This window comes from Neorhizobium galegae, from assembly GCF_017877055.1.
In the GTDB taxonomy this organism is placed as follows: Bacteria; Pseudomonadota; Alphaproteobacteria; order Rhizobiales; family Rhizobiaceae; genus Neorhizobium; species Neorhizobium galegae_D.
The window spans coordinates 412406-427734 of sequence record NZ_JAGIPG010000001.1; the positions used below are offsets into that span (position 1 = coordinate 412406).

At 62.3% G+C, this 15329-nt stretch carries 13 protein-coding genes; 12 read left to right on the top strand and 1 reads right to left on the bottom strand.

Annotation, left to right across the window (positions count from 1 at the left end; translation table 11 throughout):
• The first annotated feature begins 55 nt into the window (after positions 1-55).
• Positions 56-1213 (top strand): efflux RND transporter periplasmic adaptor subunit, encoded by a 1158-nt coding sequence (locus J2857_RS01705; protein WP_210008256.1) that lies wholly within the window; start codon positions 56-58, stop codon positions 1211-1213.
• A gap of 27 nt (positions 1214-1240) precedes the next feature.
• Positions 1241-4396, top strand: a complete 3156-nt coding sequence (locus J2857_RS01710) for an efflux RND transporter permease subunit (RefSeq protein ID WP_210008257.1) — start codon at positions 1241-1243, stop codon at positions 4394-4396.
• Here the strand turns inward: J2857_RS01710 and J2857_RS01715 are convergent.
• Positions 4345-5331 carry a LysR family transcriptional regulator gene (locus J2857_RS01715; RefSeq protein WP_210008258.1) on the bottom strand — a complete coding sequence of 329 codons (987 nt, stop codon included), beginning with the start codon at positions 5329-5331 and terminating at the stop codon, positions 4345-4347. The two genes, J2857_RS01710 and J2857_RS01715, sit on opposite strands and share 52 nt — an antisense overlap.
• Before the next feature lie 196 nt (positions 5332-5527).
• Between J2857_RS01715 and J2857_RS01720 the strand changes: the two genes are divergently transcribed.
• The 10 genes from J2857_RS01720 to cysP all read left to right on the top strand — a co-directional run bounded on the left by J2857_RS01720 (position 5528) and on the right by cysP (position 15276).
• Entirely contained in the window at positions 5528-6727 is a 1200-nt protein-coding gene (locus tag J2857_RS01720; RefSeq protein ID WP_373426825.1) for an ABC transporter substrate-binding protein, read from the top strand.
• Complete coding sequence (locus J2857_RS01725; protein WP_210008260.1) at positions 6727-7509, top strand: ABC transporter ATP-binding protein; 783 nt, start codon at positions 6727-6729, stop codon at positions 7507-7509. The genes J2857_RS01720 and J2857_RS01725 overlap by 1 nt, the downstream gene beginning before the upstream one ends.
• Positions 7509-8210 carry an ABC transporter ATP-binding protein gene (locus J2857_RS01730; protein ID WP_210008261.1) on the top strand — a complete coding sequence of 234 codons (702 nt, stop codon included), beginning with the start codon at positions 7509-7511 and terminating at the stop codon, positions 8208-8210. The genes J2857_RS01725 and J2857_RS01730 overlap by 1 nt, the downstream gene beginning before the upstream one ends.
• A gap of 4 nt (positions 8211-8214) precedes the next feature.
• On the top strand, positions 8215-9102 hold the full coding sequence (locus tag J2857_RS01735) for a branched-chain amino acid ABC transporter permease (protein WP_210008262.1): 888 nt from the start codon (positions 8215-8217) through the stop codon (positions 9100-9102).
• A 1-nt stretch (position 9103) separates the two neighbouring features.
• Entirely contained in the window at positions 9104-10102 is a 999-nt protein-coding gene (locus J2857_RS01740; protein ID WP_210008263.1) for a branched-chain amino acid ABC transporter permease, read from the top strand.
• A gap of 70 nt (positions 10103-10172) precedes the next feature.
• The gene (locus J2857_RS01745; RefSeq protein WP_210008264.1) at positions 10173-11768 is read left to right on the top strand and encodes a GMC family oxidoreductase; all 1596 of its coding nucleotides are present in this window, start codon (positions 10173-10175) and stop codon (positions 11766-11768) included.
• Positions 11769-11781: 13 nt separating this feature from the next.
• Positions 11782-12861: an enoyl-CoA hydratase/isomerase family protein gene (locus J2857_RS01750; RefSeq protein ID WP_210008265.1), complete on the top strand. Its 1080-nt coding sequence runs from the start codon at positions 11782-11784 to the stop codon at positions 12859-12861.
• 23 nt (positions 12862-12884) lie between these two features.
• Positions 12885-13778 (top strand): 3-hydroxyisobutyrate dehydrogenase, encoded by an 894-nt coding sequence (mmsB, locus tag J2857_RS01755; protein WP_210008266.1) that lies wholly within the window; start codon positions 12885-12887, stop codon positions 13776-13778.
• A gap of 98 nt (positions 13779-13876) precedes the next feature.
• Positions 13877-14080, top strand: coding sequence for a DUF1059 domain-containing protein (locus J2857_RS01760; RefSeq protein ID WP_037077586.1), 204 nt, complete (start codon positions 13877-13879; stop codon positions 14078-14080).
• A gap of 209 nt (positions 14081-14289) precedes the next feature.
• The gene (gene cysP / locus J2857_RS01765; RefSeq protein WP_210008267.1) at positions 14290-15276 is read left to right on the top strand and encodes a thiosulfate ABC transporter substrate-binding protein CysP; all 987 of its coding nucleotides are present in this window, start codon (positions 14290-14292) and stop codon (positions 15274-15276) included.
• The last annotated feature ends 53 nt before the right edge of the window (positions 15277-15329 follow it).

Genomic DNA, 15329 nt, shown 5'->3' on the forward strand with positions numbered 1-15329 from the left:
CCGGGGCGCCAAGGGGCGTCTTCATCAAAAAAACCGCCATCAGGAGTGCGGAGCCATGTCTTTCGTAAAGACCAGACGCGATGTTTCATTTCTCTTCAAAGGCCTTGTTGTTGCAGTAGCGTTCGGCGCGCTGACGGCCTGCTCGGAAGAGAAAAAAGCCGAAGCCCCGGAAATCGTCCGCCCGGTCAAGGTGACCGAGGTTGCCGCCGCCGATCACGGGCGCAGGCTTCAATATTCCGGCTCGGTCAAGGCGCGCACCGAGATGAACCTCGGCTTCCGCGTCGCCGGCAAGATCACCGAGCGGCTCGTCGATGTCGGCCAGCGCGTTCGCCCCGGCGACGTGCTCGCAAAGCTTGACGCAGTGGATTACCAGCTCGCGGTGCGCCGCGCCGAGGCGGATCTCGCGTCGGCCCAGAAGCAGGTGGAAATCTCGGGCCTCGCCCGCCGCCGGGCCGAGACGCTTGTTGAAAAGAGCATCTCCTCCCAATCGCAGTTCGAGCAGGCGCAACTGGCCAATGACCAGGCCGTGTCGCAGAAAGAATCGGCCCAGTCGGCACTCGATCAGGCCCGCAACCAGGTCGCCTATACGGAATTGAAGTCCGACCAGAACGGCATTATCACCGCGGTCAGCGCCGATATCGGCCAAGTGGTGGCATCCGGCACGCCGGTCCTCTCCGTCGCCGTCGAGGGCAGCAAGGAAGTGCAGATCGCCGTTCCGGAAATGGACGTCGCTCACTTCAAGCCGGGCAAGACCGTGAAGGCCAGCTTCTGGTCGGCCACCGATCTGGTGCTTGACGGCAAGGTTCGCGAAGTGGCGGGCAGCGCCGATGCGCAATCGCGCACTTTCGCGGTTCGCGTCAGCCTGCCCGACGACCCGCGGGTCCTGCTCGGCATGACCGCGACGATCGAAGCGGATGAAGACAATGCCGTCGCCACCTATGCCATTCCGCTTGCAGCCCTTTCCAAGAAGGATGGCCAGTCCGTCGTCTGGATCGTCGATCGCGGCAAGGGCACCGTCAGTTCGCGCGCCGTCAAGGTCGCCGATTTCTCCGACGACGGCGTTCGCGTCGCCGAAGGCGTTGCCAAGGGCGACCTTGTCGTCTCGGCCGGCACCCAGTTCATGAAGGAAGACATGAAGGTCAAACTGCCGGAAACCATCGCCTCCCGCTTCGGCAGCGTCAGCAGCCTTACCACCGCTTCGCTCGCGCCCTGATCGCCCCGGCTTAAAGGACCCAAGACCATGAGCTCCTCACATCAGGCCAATCCCCCGGAAAAGGCCCGGTTCAACCTGTCCCGCTGGGCGATCGCCCATCCCAGCATCGCCCGCTTCCTCTTCGGCCTCATCATCGTCATGGGCGCGCTCGGCGTCATGAACATGGGCCAGAAGGAAGATCCCGACTTCACTTTCCGCGTCATGGTCGTGCAGGCCGTCTGGCCCGGCGCCTCCATCCAGGAGATGCAGGATCAGGTCGTCAACAAGATCGAGCGCAAGCTGCAGGAAACCCCGCATCTCGACTGGGTCAAGTCCTATACCCGTGCCGGCGTGGCGATCACCACGGTGCAGATCAAGGGCGACACCAATACCGCCGAGGTCAAGGACGCCTTCTACCAGGTCCGTAAGAAGATCGGGGATATCACCCAGGACCTGCCGGCCGGCGTGCTCGGTCCTTATTTCAACGACGAGTTCGGCGATACCTACATCACCCTCAATTCGATCAGCGGCGAAGGCTACAGCTATCCGGAACTGAAACAGTTCGCGATTCAGGCCCGCGACATGCTGCTCGCGACGCCCGGCGTCGAAAAGGCCGTCATTCTCGGCGATCAACCGCAGAAGATTTTCATCGACGTCTCGTCCAAGGCGCTCGCCGAACGGGGCCTCACCGCCCTCAGCATTCGCGATGCGCTGTCCGGCCAGAACAATATCGATCCCGCCGGCAGCGTCCAGACCGCCGACCGCTCGGTGCGCATCTCGGTCGAGGGCGGCGTCACCACGCCGGAGGACATCCGCGAGCTGCGCCTCAAGGCCGGTAACCAGGTGTTCCGGCTCGGCGATATCGCCACCGTCACCGACGGCCTCGAAAACCCCTATCAGCGCAAGTTCCGCTTCAATGGCCACGACAGCGTCCAGGTCGGCGTCGTCATGGCGCCCGGCTTCAAGGTGACCGATGTCGGCCATGAAGTCGAGGCGACCTATGAGCGCTTCGAACAGACCCTGCCGGTCGGCGTTTCCGTCGAACAGGTCTCCAACCAGCCGGAAGTCGTCACCGAAGCGGTCGGCGAATTCACCCAGGCCCTGCTGGAAGCTCTCGTCATCGTCCTCATCGTCTCGCTGATCTCGATCGGCTGGCGATCGGGCATCGTCATCGCCATCACCATTCCGCTGGTGCTGTCTGCGACGTTTGCGATCATGTTCTACATGGGTATCGAGTTGCAGCGCATCTCGCTCGGCGCGCTGATTATCGCGCTCGGCCTGCTCGTCGATGACGCGATGATCGTCGTCGAGATGATGGAACGGAAGCTGGAGGAGGGGCTCGCACGCCTCGATGCCGCCACCTTCGCCTACTCATCCACCGCCTTCCCGATGCTGACCGGCACGCTGATCACCACCGCCGGCTTCATCCCGGTCGGGTTCGCTGACTCCACCGCCGGCGAATACGTGCGCTCGCTGTTTTACGTGGTGGGCATCGCGCTCGTCACGTCGTGGTTCGTAGCCGTCTATTTTACCCCGTGGCTCGGCTACATGATCCTCAAGCAGCGAGCGCATGTTGGCAATCATCACGATGCCTATGACACGCGCATGTACCGCGGCGTCCGACATGCGGTCGGCTGGTCCGTGCGTCACAAGGCGATCGTGCTGCTCGTCACGCTCGGCGCCTTCGTCGGCAGCCTCTGGTCCTTCCAGTTCATCCCGCAGAGCTTCTTCCCGCAGTCCTCGCGGCCGGAAATCCTCGTCGACCTGTGGCTGCCGGAAGGCACGGCGATCGAGGAGGTCGAACGCCAGGCGAAAGTGCTTGAAGACAAGATCCTGCCCGACGCGGACAAGACCTTCGTCGCTACCTATATTGGCGAGGGCGCGCCCCGCTTCTTCCTGCCGCTCGACCAGCAGCTGCGCAACCCGAACTACGCGCAGCTTCTGATCATGTCGAAGGATGTCGATGCCCGCGAGCGTCTGATCGTCAAGCTGCGCGCGATCCTTGCGCAGGACTTCCCGACCGTGCGGGGCAAGGTCGACCGCCTGTTCCTCGGTCCGCCTGTCGGCTGGCCTGTTCAGATGCGCGTCACCGGTCCGGACCCGGCGGAAGTGCGCCGCATTGCCGATCAGGTCAAGGAACGTTACCAGCAACAACCGCTGTTCGGCGCGATCCATGACGACTGGATGGAGCCGGTGACAGCCATGAAACTGGTCATCGACCAGGATCGTGCCCGGGCGCTGGGCGTCACCTCGCAACGTGTCCGCCAGATGCTGCAGGCAGCCGTCTCCGGCGCGCCGATCAGCGACTTCCGTGACGGCGAGGAAACGGTCTCGATCGTCGTCCGCGAGCCGGATGCCACCCGCAACCTGCTCTCGGCCGTCCAGTCGGTCTATGTCCCGACGGATTTCGGCGGCTTCGTGCCCGTCTCGCAGATTGCCAAGGTCGTACCGGTCCTCGAACAGGGCATCGAATGGCGCCGTGACCGCCTGCCGACGATCACCGTCAAGGCAACGCTCCCGGATGGCGTGGAACCGACCCAGGTGTCGCTCAACCTCTACAACAGCATGGCCGACCTGCGTGCCAGCCTGCCTGCCGGCTATCATGTCGACATCCAGGGCGGTGCGGAGGATGCAGCCGAAAGCCAGAACTCGATCGCCGCCAAGGCGCCGATCATGCTCCTGGTCATCCTCGTGCTGCTGATGGTCCAGCTGCAGCATTTCGGCAAGGCGATGCTGGTGCTCGCCACCGGGCCGCTCGGCATCATCGGCGCTGCCATGGCGCTGCTCCTGACCGGCGCGCCGTTCGGCTTCGTGGCGATCCTCGGGGTCATCGCGCTGCTCGGCATCATCATCCGCAACTCGATCATCCTGGTCGACCAGATCGACCAGGACATCGCGGCGGGCATGGAGCGGATGGAGGCGATCGTCGGCGCGGCCGTGCGTCGTTTCCGGCCGATCATGCTGACGGCACTGACCGCCGTGCTGGCGCTGTTCCCGATCTCGCGCGGCGTGTTCTGGGGGCCGATGGCCTATGCGATGATGGGCGGCATCCTGGTCGCGACGGTGCTGACAATCCTCGTCCTGCCGGCCGCCTACGCCCTCTTCTTCGGCCGCGAGCCCAAGAAGAACAGGGACGACCGGTCGCCCGCCAATCAGGGCGATCTGTTCGAAAGCCGTGACGACCTGCCGATGGCAGCGGAGTAACGGCGAACGCCTTCCTCGGGAGCCTGGTAACTCCTGAGGAAGGCGTCCTGACTGGCTTTGACGGACTGGAAGATATAGTCCCTGACCATCCGCACCCGGGGGATCTGGCTCAGATCACGATGGCACATCAGCCAGTAGCCGCGTCTCAGTTCCACCTCTTCCGGCAGTACGATTTCGAGATCCGGCCGTGTGCGGGTGATGAAGTTCGGCAGCACGCAGAGACCGAGACCGTTCAGCGTCGCGGTCAGCTGCGCAAAGATGCTGGAACTCTGGAAACGCGCCTTGATGCCCGGATGGACGTCGCCAAGATAGTCGAGCCCGGGCGCGAAGATCATATCCTCGATATACCCGATGAAGGGATGCGACAGCAGATCCTGCCGGCTGCGGATCGGGCCGGCCTTGGCCAGGTAGGACTTCGCGCCGTAGACGTTGAGACTGTAGTCGGTGAGCTTTTCCGTCAGATAAGGCCCGTCCTTCGGCGGATCGAGCGAGACGGCGATATCCGCTTCCTTGCGCGAAAGCGACATGATCTGCTGGATCGTCACCAGTTCCAGCGAGATGTTCGGATGGCTGTCGCAGAAGCTGCGGATCTTGTCGGCGAAGAAGAAATTCGCAAACCCTTCCGGCGTGCTTAGACGAACCACACCGCGCTGCGCCGTGGTGCCGGAGGCCACATCCGCCTGCAGCCGGTCGGCCTCGGTTTCGATCCTCTCAGCCGTCTCGATGAAGCGCTGGCCCATGCCGGTCAGGACATATCCACGTGGATTGCGCTCGAACAGTTTGACCTTGAGGGCGAACTCCAGCCGGTCGATGCGGCGTGAAACGGTGGCGTGGCTGGTGCGCAACTGACGGGCCGCGGTGGACAGCTGCCCGCTGCGCGCCACCGCCAGGAAGTACTGCAGATCGTCCCAGGTGAAGTTCTGATTGTTGCTCAAGATGTTCCCGTCTGTTCAAAAATGCACAGATGCTGTTTGCAATTAATTACAGCGACCTGCTTGCGTCAACGACCGTTTTCCTGAACCATGCAATCCGGAGCAGCCGCTTTGAGGAGAGAGGCTCACCAATTTTGAACAGACCCTTCACATTTTCTGGGCCTATTCTCTGGGAGGAGAAATTATGCGCAAGACAATTATGACGTCACTTGTAACGTCCCTGGCCGTCGTTCTCGCAAGCAGCGCGGCATTCGCGCAGAGTGCATCCGACAACAAGGTCAAGATCGGCATCCTGAACGACCAGTCGGGCGTCTATTCCGAGTTCGGCGGCAAGTCGTCGGTCGAAGCGGCCAAGATGGCGGTCGAGGATTTCGGCGGCAAGGTTCTCGGGGCTTCGATCGAGATCGTCGATGCCGACCACCAGAACAAGCCGGACATCGCCTCCAACATCGCCCGCCAGTGGTACGACACGCAGCAGGTCGACGCGATCATGGAGCTGACGACCTCATCCGTCGCGCTCGCCGTGCAGGCGATCGGCAAGGAAAAGAAGAGGATCGACATCGTCACGGGTGCTGCGACCACCGACCTTACCGGCAAGGCTTGCAGCCCCTACGGCTTCCACTGGGCCTATGACACGCATGCGCTCGCGGTAGGCACCGGCGGCGCGCTCGTCAAGCAGGGTGGCGACAGCTGGTTCTTCCTGACCGCCGACTATGCCTTCGGTTATTCGCTCGAGCAGCAGACCGGCGACTTCGTAAAATCCTCCGGCGGCAAGATCGTCGGCGCGGTCCGCCATCCGCTCGCGACCACCGACTTCTCGTCCTTCCTGCTGCAGGCCCAGTCCTCCGGCGCCAAGGTCATCGGCCTTGCCAATGCCGGCCTCGACACGTCGAACGCCATCAAGCAGGCGGCGGAATTCGGCATTACCGCCGGCGGTCAGCGGCTCGCGGCACTGCTCTTCACGCTCGCCGAAGTGCACGGCCTCGGCTTGCAGGCGGCCCAGGGCCTGACCCTGACCGAGGGTTACTACTGGAACCTCGACGACAAGAGCCGCGAATTCGCGAAGAAGTTCTTCGCCCGCACCAAGAAGATGCCGAACATGGTCCATAGCGGCACCTATTCGGCGGTCACCCAATATCTGAAGGCGATCCAGAAGGCCGGCACCGACGATGCGGATGCCGTTTCCAAGGCACTGCACGAAATGCCGGTCGACGATTTCTTCGCCCGCGGCGGCACGGTCGCCAAGAACGGCCGGATGATCCACGACATGTACCTGCTGCAGGTCAAGAAGCCTGGCGAAAGCAAGGAGCCCTGGGATTATTTCACCGTACTCGCCACCATCCCGGGCAAGGACGCCTACATGGATCCCGCCAAGAGCGGCTGCGACCTGGTGAAGTAATGGCGGTTTCCGCGACAGCAAAACAAGAACAGCCGCGGGTGGTATTGTCCGCCCGCGGCCTCTCGAAAAGCTTCGGCGCCTTCATGGCGGTGAAAAACGTCGATCTCGACGTCCACCATGCGCGCGTCCATGCGCTGATCGGCCCGAACGGGGCCGGCAAGACGACCGTCTTCAACCTGCTCACCAAGTTCCTGCAACCGACGGCGGGTTCGATCACGCTTCTGGGCACGGATATCACCAAAACGCCGCCGGACAGGATCGCCCGCATGGGGCTGGTCCGCTCCTTCCAGATCTCGGCGGTTTTCCCGCATCTGACGGTGCTTGACAACGTGCGCGTCGCACTGCAGCGGACGAACGGGCTTTCGACGCAGTTCTGGCTGCCGGTCTCCTCGCTCGATCGGCTGAATGCGCGGGCCGACGAATTGATTGAGTCGGTCGGCCTGAAGCGCGAACGCAATGCGCTCGCCGCCGATCTCTCTTACGGCCGCAAGCGCGTGCTGGAGATCGCCACCACGCTGGCGCTCGATCCCAAGGTGCTGCTGCTCGACGAGCCGATGGCCGGCATGGGCCAGGAAGATATCGGCACCGTTTCCAATATCATTCGCGAGGTGGCGAAGACCCGTGCGGTGCTGATGGTCGAGCACAATCTCTCCGTCGTCGCCGATATTTGCCACCACGTCACGGTGCTCCAGCGCGGCGAAATTCTGGCCGAGGGCGACTATGCCGAGGTCAGCCAGGACCCTCGCGTGCGCACCGCCTATATGGGCACGGAGGAGGCTTGATGGCGCCGTTGTTGCAAGTTTCCAACCTCAATGCCTGGTACGGCGAAAGCCACGTCCTGCACGGCGTCGACATGACGGTCGGCGAGGGCGAGACGATCACCATTCTCGGCCGCAACGGCGTCGGCAAGACGACGACGCTCCGGACCATCGTCGGCATCATCCGCGAGCGGAAAGGCGAAATCCGTTTCGCGGGCAAGGATATGCTCGGCGTGCCGCTGCACCGTACGGCGCATAACGGCATCGGCTTCGTGCCGGAGGAGCGCGGCATCTTTTCGACTTTGACCGTCGAGGAAAACCTGATGCTGCCGCCGGTCGTGGCCGAGGGCGGCATGTCCCTTGAGGAAATCTACGAGCTCTTCCCCAACCTCCTGGAGCGCCGCTCCAGCCCCGGCACCAAGCTTTCCGGTGGCGAACAGCAGATGCTGGCGATCGCCCGCATCCTGCGCACAGGCGTCAAGCTTTTGATCTTGGACGAGCCGACCGAAGGCCTGGCGCCGGTCATCGTGCAGCGGATCGGCGAGGTGCTGAAGACGCTGAAGGAGCGTGGCATGACGGTGCTCCTGGTGGAGCAGAATTTCCGCTTTGCGAGCCGGGTCGCCGACCGGTTCTACCTGATGGACCATGGGCGGATGGTCGCCAATTTCCCGGTAGGCGAACTGCCGGGCAAGATGGACATGCTGCATAAAGTGCTGGGAGTGTGACGCTGTGACGATGATCTTCGGCATACCGCTTCAGGCCTTTCTCGGGCAGCTCCTGATCGGCCTGATCAACGGGTCCTTCTACGCGCTCCTGAGCCTCGGCCTTGCGGTCATCTTCGGCCTTCTGCGTGTCATCAACTTCGCCCATGGCGCGCAGTACATGCTCGGCGCCTTTGCGGCGATGCTGATGCTGGAATATTTCGGCATCAACTACTGGGTCGCGCTGATCCTCGGGCCGATCGTCGTCGGCCTGTTCGGAGCCATCATCGAACGGACGATGCTGTCGCGGCTCTACGATCTCGATCCGCTCTACGGCCTGCTCTTCACGTTCGGCCTGGCACTGACCATCGAGGGTACGTTTCGCTATCTCTATGGCGCCGCGGGCCAGCCATATTCGGTGCCGACGCAGCTTGCCGGCGGCACCAATCTCGGCTTCATGTTCCTGCCGATCTATCGCGGCTGGGTGGTCGTCGTGTCGCTGGTCGCTTGCATCGGCACATGGCTGCTGATCGAGAAGACCAAGCTCGGCGCCTATCTTCGCGCCGCGACCGAAAATCCGGTGCTCGTGCAGGCCTTCGGCGTCAACGTGCCGGTGCTCCTGACGCTTACCTACGGGCTCGGTGCCGCGCTCGCCGCCTTTGCCGGCGTGCTGGCCGCGCCGATCTACCAGGTCTCGCCGCTGATGGGCTCGAACATCATCATCGTCGTCTTCGCGGTGGTCGTGGTCGGCGGCATGGGCTCGATCATGGGCGCCATCATCACTGGCTACATGCTCGGTATTGCAGAGGGCCTCACCAAGGTGTTCTATCCGGAAGCGTCCAATATCGTGATCTTCGTGATCATGGCAATCGTGCTTCTACTCCGGCCAGCCGGCCTTTTCGGACGGGATGCGTGAGATGAGCGAGATGACCCAAACTGCCGCCAAACCGCATATCGAGCGCTCGGCCACCGCTTCCAGGACCTACACGATCTTCGTGATCATCGGCCTCGCGGCTCTGATCCTCGCGCCGATGTTCTTCTACCCGATCTTCCTGATGAAGCTCTTGTGCTTCGCGCTGTTTGCGTGCGCCTTCAACCTGCTGCTCGGTTATACCGGGCTCTTGTCCTTCGGCCACGCGACCTTCTTCGGCGGTGCAGCCTATTTCACCGCGCATGTGGTCAAGGAATGGGGCTTTCCGCCGGAACTCGGTATCCTGACCGGCGTCGTGGGCGCAGCCTTGCTCGGCCTGGTCATGGGGTTCTTCGCGATCCGCCGGCAGGGCATCTATTTCGCGATGATTACGCTGGCATTGTCGCAGATGTTCTTTTTCTTCTGCCTGCAGGCGAAGTTCACCCAGGGCGAGGACGGCATCCAGTCGGTGCCTCGGGGCCATCTGTTCGGCTTCATCGATCTGAACAGCTCGACGAATATGTATTACTTCGTGCTGGGCGTGTTCCTGATCGGCATGGTGATCATCTGGCGGTTCATCAATTCCCCCTTCGGCATGATCCTCCGGTCGATCCGCGAGAACGAGCCGCGGGCCATTTCGCTCGGCTACTCCGTCGCGCGCTACAAACTTGGCGCCTTCGTGATGTCGGCGGCGCTGGCGGGCCTTGCGGGCGGGCTGAAGTCGCTGGTTTTCCAGTTCGCGACGCTGACGGATGTCGCCTGGCAGATGTCCGGCGAAGTGATCCTGATGACGCTGCTCGGCGGTATAGGCACGCTGATCGGGCCGATATTCGGGGCAGGCCTGGTGGTCACGCTGCAAAACTATCTGGCGACCTCTCAATTCCCGGTGACGATCGTCACCGGAGTGATCTTCATGATCTGCGTCCTCGTCTTCCGACGGGGCATTATCGGAGAATTCTACGCCTCCCGGCTCGGCCGGAAGCTTGGTTTCGAGCATAGACGATAAGATAGAGGGAGAGTGCAGGGATGCGGCTTGCGGGCATGGTTCGCGAGGCGTCTTTCCCTGGAGCATGAGCATGGAAAATTACGACTACATTGTTATCGGGGCGGGCAGCGCAGGCTGCGTATTGGCCAATCGGCTGTCGAAGGATCCGGGCAACCGGGTGCTGATCCTCGAAGCGGGCGGCAATGACAACTATCATTGGGTGCATATTCCCGTCGGCTACCTCTATTGCATCAACAATCCGCGCACGGACTGGTGTTTTACGACCGAGAAGGAAGAGGGGCTGAACGGCCGCTCGCTCTCCTACCCCCGGGGAAAGATCCTCGGCGGGTGTTCGTCGATCAACGGCATGATCTACATGCGTGGCCAGGCTTACGACTACGACATGTGGCGGCAGATGGGTTGCACCGGCTGGGGCTGGGACGACGTGCTGCCGATCTTCAAGAAAAGCCAGGATTTCTACAAGGGTGCCGATGACATGCACGGCGCCGGCGGCGAGTGGCGCATCGAAAAGCAGCGTCTCCGCTGGGCGGTGCTCGACAGTTTCCAGAAGGCGGCAGAAGAGGCCGGCATACCGATCATCGACGACTTCAATCGCGGCAGCAACGAGGGTTCGAGTTATTTCGACGTCAACCAGCGCTCCGGGATCCGCTGGAACACCTCCAAGGCATTCTTGCGCCCGGCGATGAAGCGGCCGAACCTCACGGTGCTCACCAAGGCGCATGTTCGAAAGCTGATCATCGAAAACGGCGAGGTGAAGGGCGTAGAGTTCCAGCATGACGGCGTGGCGAAGAAGGCCTATGCGAAGCGAGAAACCGTGCTCAGCGCTGGCGCAGTCGGCACGCCGCATATCCTCGAACTTTCCGGCATCGGTCGCGGCGACGTGCTAGCCAATGCCGGTATCGAGGTGGTCAAGGAGGTCAAGGCTGTCGGGGAGAACCTGCAGGACCATCTGCAGCTCCGACTCGTCTACAAGGTGACCGGCGTTCCGACCCTTAATGAAAAGGCGTCGAGCCTGATCGGCAAGGCCTCGATAGGGCTGGAATACGCCTTCCGGCGCTCCGGACCGATGTCGATGGCGCCGAGCCAGCTCGGCATCTTCACCAGATCCGGTCCCGACAAGGAGACGCCGGATCTCGAATATCACGTCCAGCCGGTGTCGCTCGACAAGTTCGGCGAACCGGTTCACTCATTCCCGGCAATGACGGCGAGTGTGTGCAACCTTCGCCCTGAGAGCCGCGGCTCCGTGCACCTCAAAAGCCCGGATTTCGCGGCAGCGCCGGGCATCCATCCGAACTACCTGTCGACGGCCGCCGACCGCGACGTTGCCGTCAGGTCAATACGGATCACCCGCGACATCGTCAGGAAACCGGCATTTGCGCGCTATCATCCTGAAGAATACAAACCCGGCCCCTCCTACGAGACCGATGCGGATCTCGAAAAGGCGGCTGGCGATATCGGCACGACGATCTTCCATCCGGTCGGGACCGCGCGTATGGGATCCGATCCGGATAGCGTCGTCGATCCCCGCCTGAAAATGCGCGCAGTCGGAAGGCTGCGTATCGCCGATGCCTCGATCATGCCTAATATAGTCTCCGGCAACACCAATTCGCCGACGATCATGATCGCCGAAAAAGCGGCCGAGATGATCCTGGCGGACAATCGGTAGACCGGAGAAACGCATGTCCGACACATCTTCCCAGAGCGACGAAGTCCTCACCGACCGTATAGGTTCGGCCGCCATCATCCGGCTCAACCGGCCGAGGGCGCTGAACAGCCTCAGCCTTTCCATGGTGCGGACGATGAAGGCGGCGCTAGAGCGGTTCGCCGACGACCCGGAAATCTCCTGTGTCATCCTGAAAGGCGAAGGAGAGCGCGCTCTTTGCGCCGGAGGGGATATCCGGGTCATCTACGAAAGCGGCAAGTCGGACGATCCTGACGTCACGCGATTCTGGCGCGAGGAGTTCCCGGTCAACTATATGATCTCCCACTACGAAAAGCCGTATGTGGCGCTGATGGACGGCATCGTCATGGGCGGCGGCGTCGGCGTCGCCTCGCACGGGAAACACCGGATCGTCTCGGAACGCACCCGCCTTGCGATGCCCGAGACCGGCATCGGCTACGTGCCGGATGTCGGCGCCACCTGGCTGCTTCCCCGCGCGCCGGGCGAGACCGGCACCTGGGTGGGGCTGACGGGCGAGGTGATCGGCGCGGCCGATGCCATCTACGCCGGTCTTGCCGATGTGAATGTTCCCTCGGAACGGCTTGGGCCCCTTGTCGAGGCGCTGGGGGAACTGAAAGGCGGCGCGTCCGACGAGCAGGTGAGGGCTGTGATCGATCGTTTTGCCGTTCTGCCGGGCGAAAGCCAGCTCGAAGCCCATCGCGACCTGATCGACCGGGTTTTTCGCTTCGATACGGTCGGGGAGGTTGTCGAGGCCCTGAATAGGGAGGATGATGAATTCTCCGTCAGGACGCGCGACGTCATCGCCAAACGCTCGCCGACCAGCCTCAAGCTCGCGCTTCGGCTGCTTCGGCGCGGCCGCGAAAGTTCGAGCTTGGTCGAATGCCTGGAGCGGGAATTCACCGCCGGCGCTGAAATCCTGCGCAACCACGATTTCTACGAGGGCGTGCGCGCCGCAATCATAGACAAGGATCGCAATCCAAAATGGTCTCCGGCGAGACTGGAGGAGGTCGCGGAGGCCGATCTTGATCGCTATTTCGCCGCGCGCCATCCGGTGCTGTTTCCTGATCACAGACTTTAAGACAAGAAGGACGGGAGGAAGACATGACCAAGATCGCTTTCGTTGGCCTTGGCAATATGGGCGGGCCGATGGCCGCCAACCTTGTGAAGGCCGGTCATGAGGTGCGCGGCTTCGACCTGTCGGAAGCGTCGGTGAAGGCAGCTGCCGAAACGGGCGTGAAGGCGTCCGGCGCGCTGGCGGAGGCGGTGCGCGATGCGGAATGCGTCATCACCATGCTGCCGAAGGGTCAGCACGTCACCGCGGTGTGGACCGACCTCACCACGCTCATCCCCGAGGGAACTCTGGTCATCGACTGCTCGACCATCGACGTGGAAAGCGCTCGCAAGGCACATGAACTGGCGGATGTCATGAACTGCATCTCGCTCGATGCACCCGTCTCCGGCGGCACGGGCGGGGCGGCGGCCGGCACGCTTACCTTCATGGTGGGCGGTTCGGCAAATGCGTTCGCCCTGGGCAAGCCTATCCTCGAGGCGATGGGAAAGAGGATCGTCCATTGCGGCGGCGCCGGCGCCGGCCAGGCGGCAAAAATCTGCAACAACATGATATTGGGCATATCGATGATCGGCGTCTGCGAGGCATTCGGCCTGGCGGAAAAGCTCGGCCTTTCGCATCAGGCGCTGTTCGACGTCGCCTCCACTTCGTCAGGCCAGTGCTGGTCGCTCACCACCTATTGCCCGGTGCCGGGTCCGGTGCCCGCCTCGCCGGCCAACAGCGACTACAGGCCAGGCTTTGCCGCAGCGCTGATGTTGAAGGACCTGACGCTGTCCCAGGAGGCTGCGAAACAGTCTGGTGCGGCCACGCCGCTCGGTGCTCACGCGGCCGAGCTTTATGCCGAGTTCGAGCGCGCGGGGCATGGCGCAGACGACTTTTCCGCCATCATCCGGATGCTGCGCGAGAAGGCCGGTAGGACGAGCTAGGCCGATTGATCAGGCTGACGGTGTTTGTTTCCTCTGCGCAAAGGGAGTAAATTCTCATCCTCTGGCCAGTCGGTTCAGGGCTTGTGATGGAGGCAGACATGGGACGCCAATACATCGATTGCCGCGAATTTCCGAGCGAGATGAAATGCACCGTTGCGATCGCGGCGGACAATGTGGATGAACTCGTCAACGCAGCCGTGCAGCATGCCATTTCCGTGCATGGTCACCAGGACACTCCTGAATTCCGCACGGAGATCAGGAAGGCCATCCACGAGATGGATGTCCCGCGCGCCGTCGCCTGACGATGCCACGACAGGGCTTTGCCGACGCTCCCGGTGCTGCCTCGTTCCATGAAGCGGCACCGGTCTGAATGACGCGCGAAAAGCTCCGCCGTTTATGGCGGATAATGGACAAAAATTCTAACGTCGTAACAAAGGAAAGTCCGCGGTTCCTCGCCGTTTGCTGGGCGTACCGGTAGTTTCACCGGCACAATCCAACACCGGAGACTTGCATGAACCGCCTCCTGATCCTCGGCACCGCAGTTGCCGCGCTTTTTGTTCAGCCCGCGCTGGCCCAGTCGCCGACGAAGCTCCTCAATGCCTCCTACGACGTTTCGCGCGAACTGTTCGTTGCCGAGAACGAGGCCTTCATCAAGAGCCATCCGGGCGTCGCCATCGACCAGTCGCATGCAGGCACCTCGAAGCAGGCCCGTTCGATCGCCGAAGGCCTTGAAGCCGACGTCGTGACCTTCAACCAGTCGACGGATATCGATTTCCTCGCCAAACAAGGCTTCGTTGCCAAGGACTGGACAAAAGCATTTCCGAACAACGCCTCGCCCTTCTATTCCTTCCCGTCCTTCCTGGTGCGCGCCGGCAATCCGAAGAACATCAAGGATTGGGGTGATCTCGCTCGTGCGGATGTGCACGCCGTTTTCCCCAACCCGAAGACCTCCGGCAACGCCCGCTACACCTATCTCGCCGCCTACGCCTGGGCCAAGGAAGCCTATAAGGACGACCAGGAGAAGATCGATGCCTATATCACCAAGATCTTCGACAACGTGCCGGTCTTCGATACCGGCGGCCGCGCCTCCACCACCACCTTCGTCGAGCGCGAAACCGGCGACGTGCTGATCACCTTCGAGGCCGAGACCCGCGGCATTGTCAAGCAGTACGGCGCCGACAAGGTCCAGAGCGTCATCCCGTCGGTCAGCCTGCTCGCCGAATTCCCGGTTGCGGTGGTCGACAAGGTTGCCAAGAAGCACGGCACCGAAGCGCTCGCAAAGTCCTATCTCGACTTCCTCTACACGGAGGAAGGCCAGCGGATCGCTGCCCAGTTTGGCCATCGTGTCCAGAACGAAAAGGTCGCCGCAGAGGTCAAGGACCAGTTCCCGGCAATCCGCCTCGTCAAGGTCGACGACGTCTTCGGCGGCTGGGACAAGATCCAGAAGGACCACTTCGCTTCCGGCGGCACTCTCGACAAGCTGTACGGCAGCCGCTAAGCGCAGACTGGACTTCAACCAAGCCTCGCCCGGCGAACGAAAGTTCGCCGGGC

Bases quoted from the DNA above. Each gene is read 5' to 3' on its own strand.
- J2857_RS01750 (WP_210008265.1), top strand. From the start codon at position 11,782: ATGTCCGACACATCTTCCCAGAGCGACGAAGTCCTCACCGACCGTATA.
- J2857_RS01710 (WP_210008257.1), top strand. From the start codon at position 1,241: ATGAGCTCCTCACATCAGGCCAATCCCCCGGAAAAGGCCCGGTTCAAC.
- J2857_RS01725 (WP_210008260.1), top strand. From the start codon at position 6,727: ATGGCGGTTTCCGCGACAGCAAAACAAGAACAGCCGCGGGTGGTATTG.
- J2857_RS01730 (WP_210008261.1), top strand. From the start codon at position 7,509: ATGGCGCCGTTGTTGCAAGTTTCCAACCTCAATGCCTGGTACGGCGAA.
- J2857_RS01740 (WP_210008263.1), top strand. From the start codon at position 9,104: ATGAGCGAGATGACCCAAACTGCCGCCAAACCGCATATCGAGCGCTCG.
- J2857_RS01760 (WP_037077586.1), top strand. From the start codon at position 13,877: ATGGGACGCCAATACATCGATTGCCGCGAATTTCCGAGCGAGATGAAA.
- mmsB (WP_210008266.1), top strand. From the start codon at position 12,885: ATGACCAAGATCGCTTTCGTTGGCCTTGGCAATATGGGCGGGCCGATG.
- J2857_RS01745 (WP_210008264.1), top strand. From the start codon at position 10,173: ATGGAAAATTACGACTACATTGTTATCGGGGCGGGCAGCGCAGGCTGC.
- cysP (WP_210008267.1), top strand. From the start codon at position 14,290: ATGAACCGCCTCCTGATCCTCGGCACCGCAGTTGCCGCGCTTTTTGTT.
- J2857_RS01720 (WP_373426825.1), top strand. From the start codon at position 5,528: ATGACGTCACTTGTAACGTCCCTGGCCGTCGTTCTCGCAAGCAGCGCG.
- J2857_RS01705 (WP_210008256.1), top strand. From the start codon at position 56: ATGTCTTTCGTAAAGACCAGACGCGATGTTTCATTTCTCTTCAAAGGC.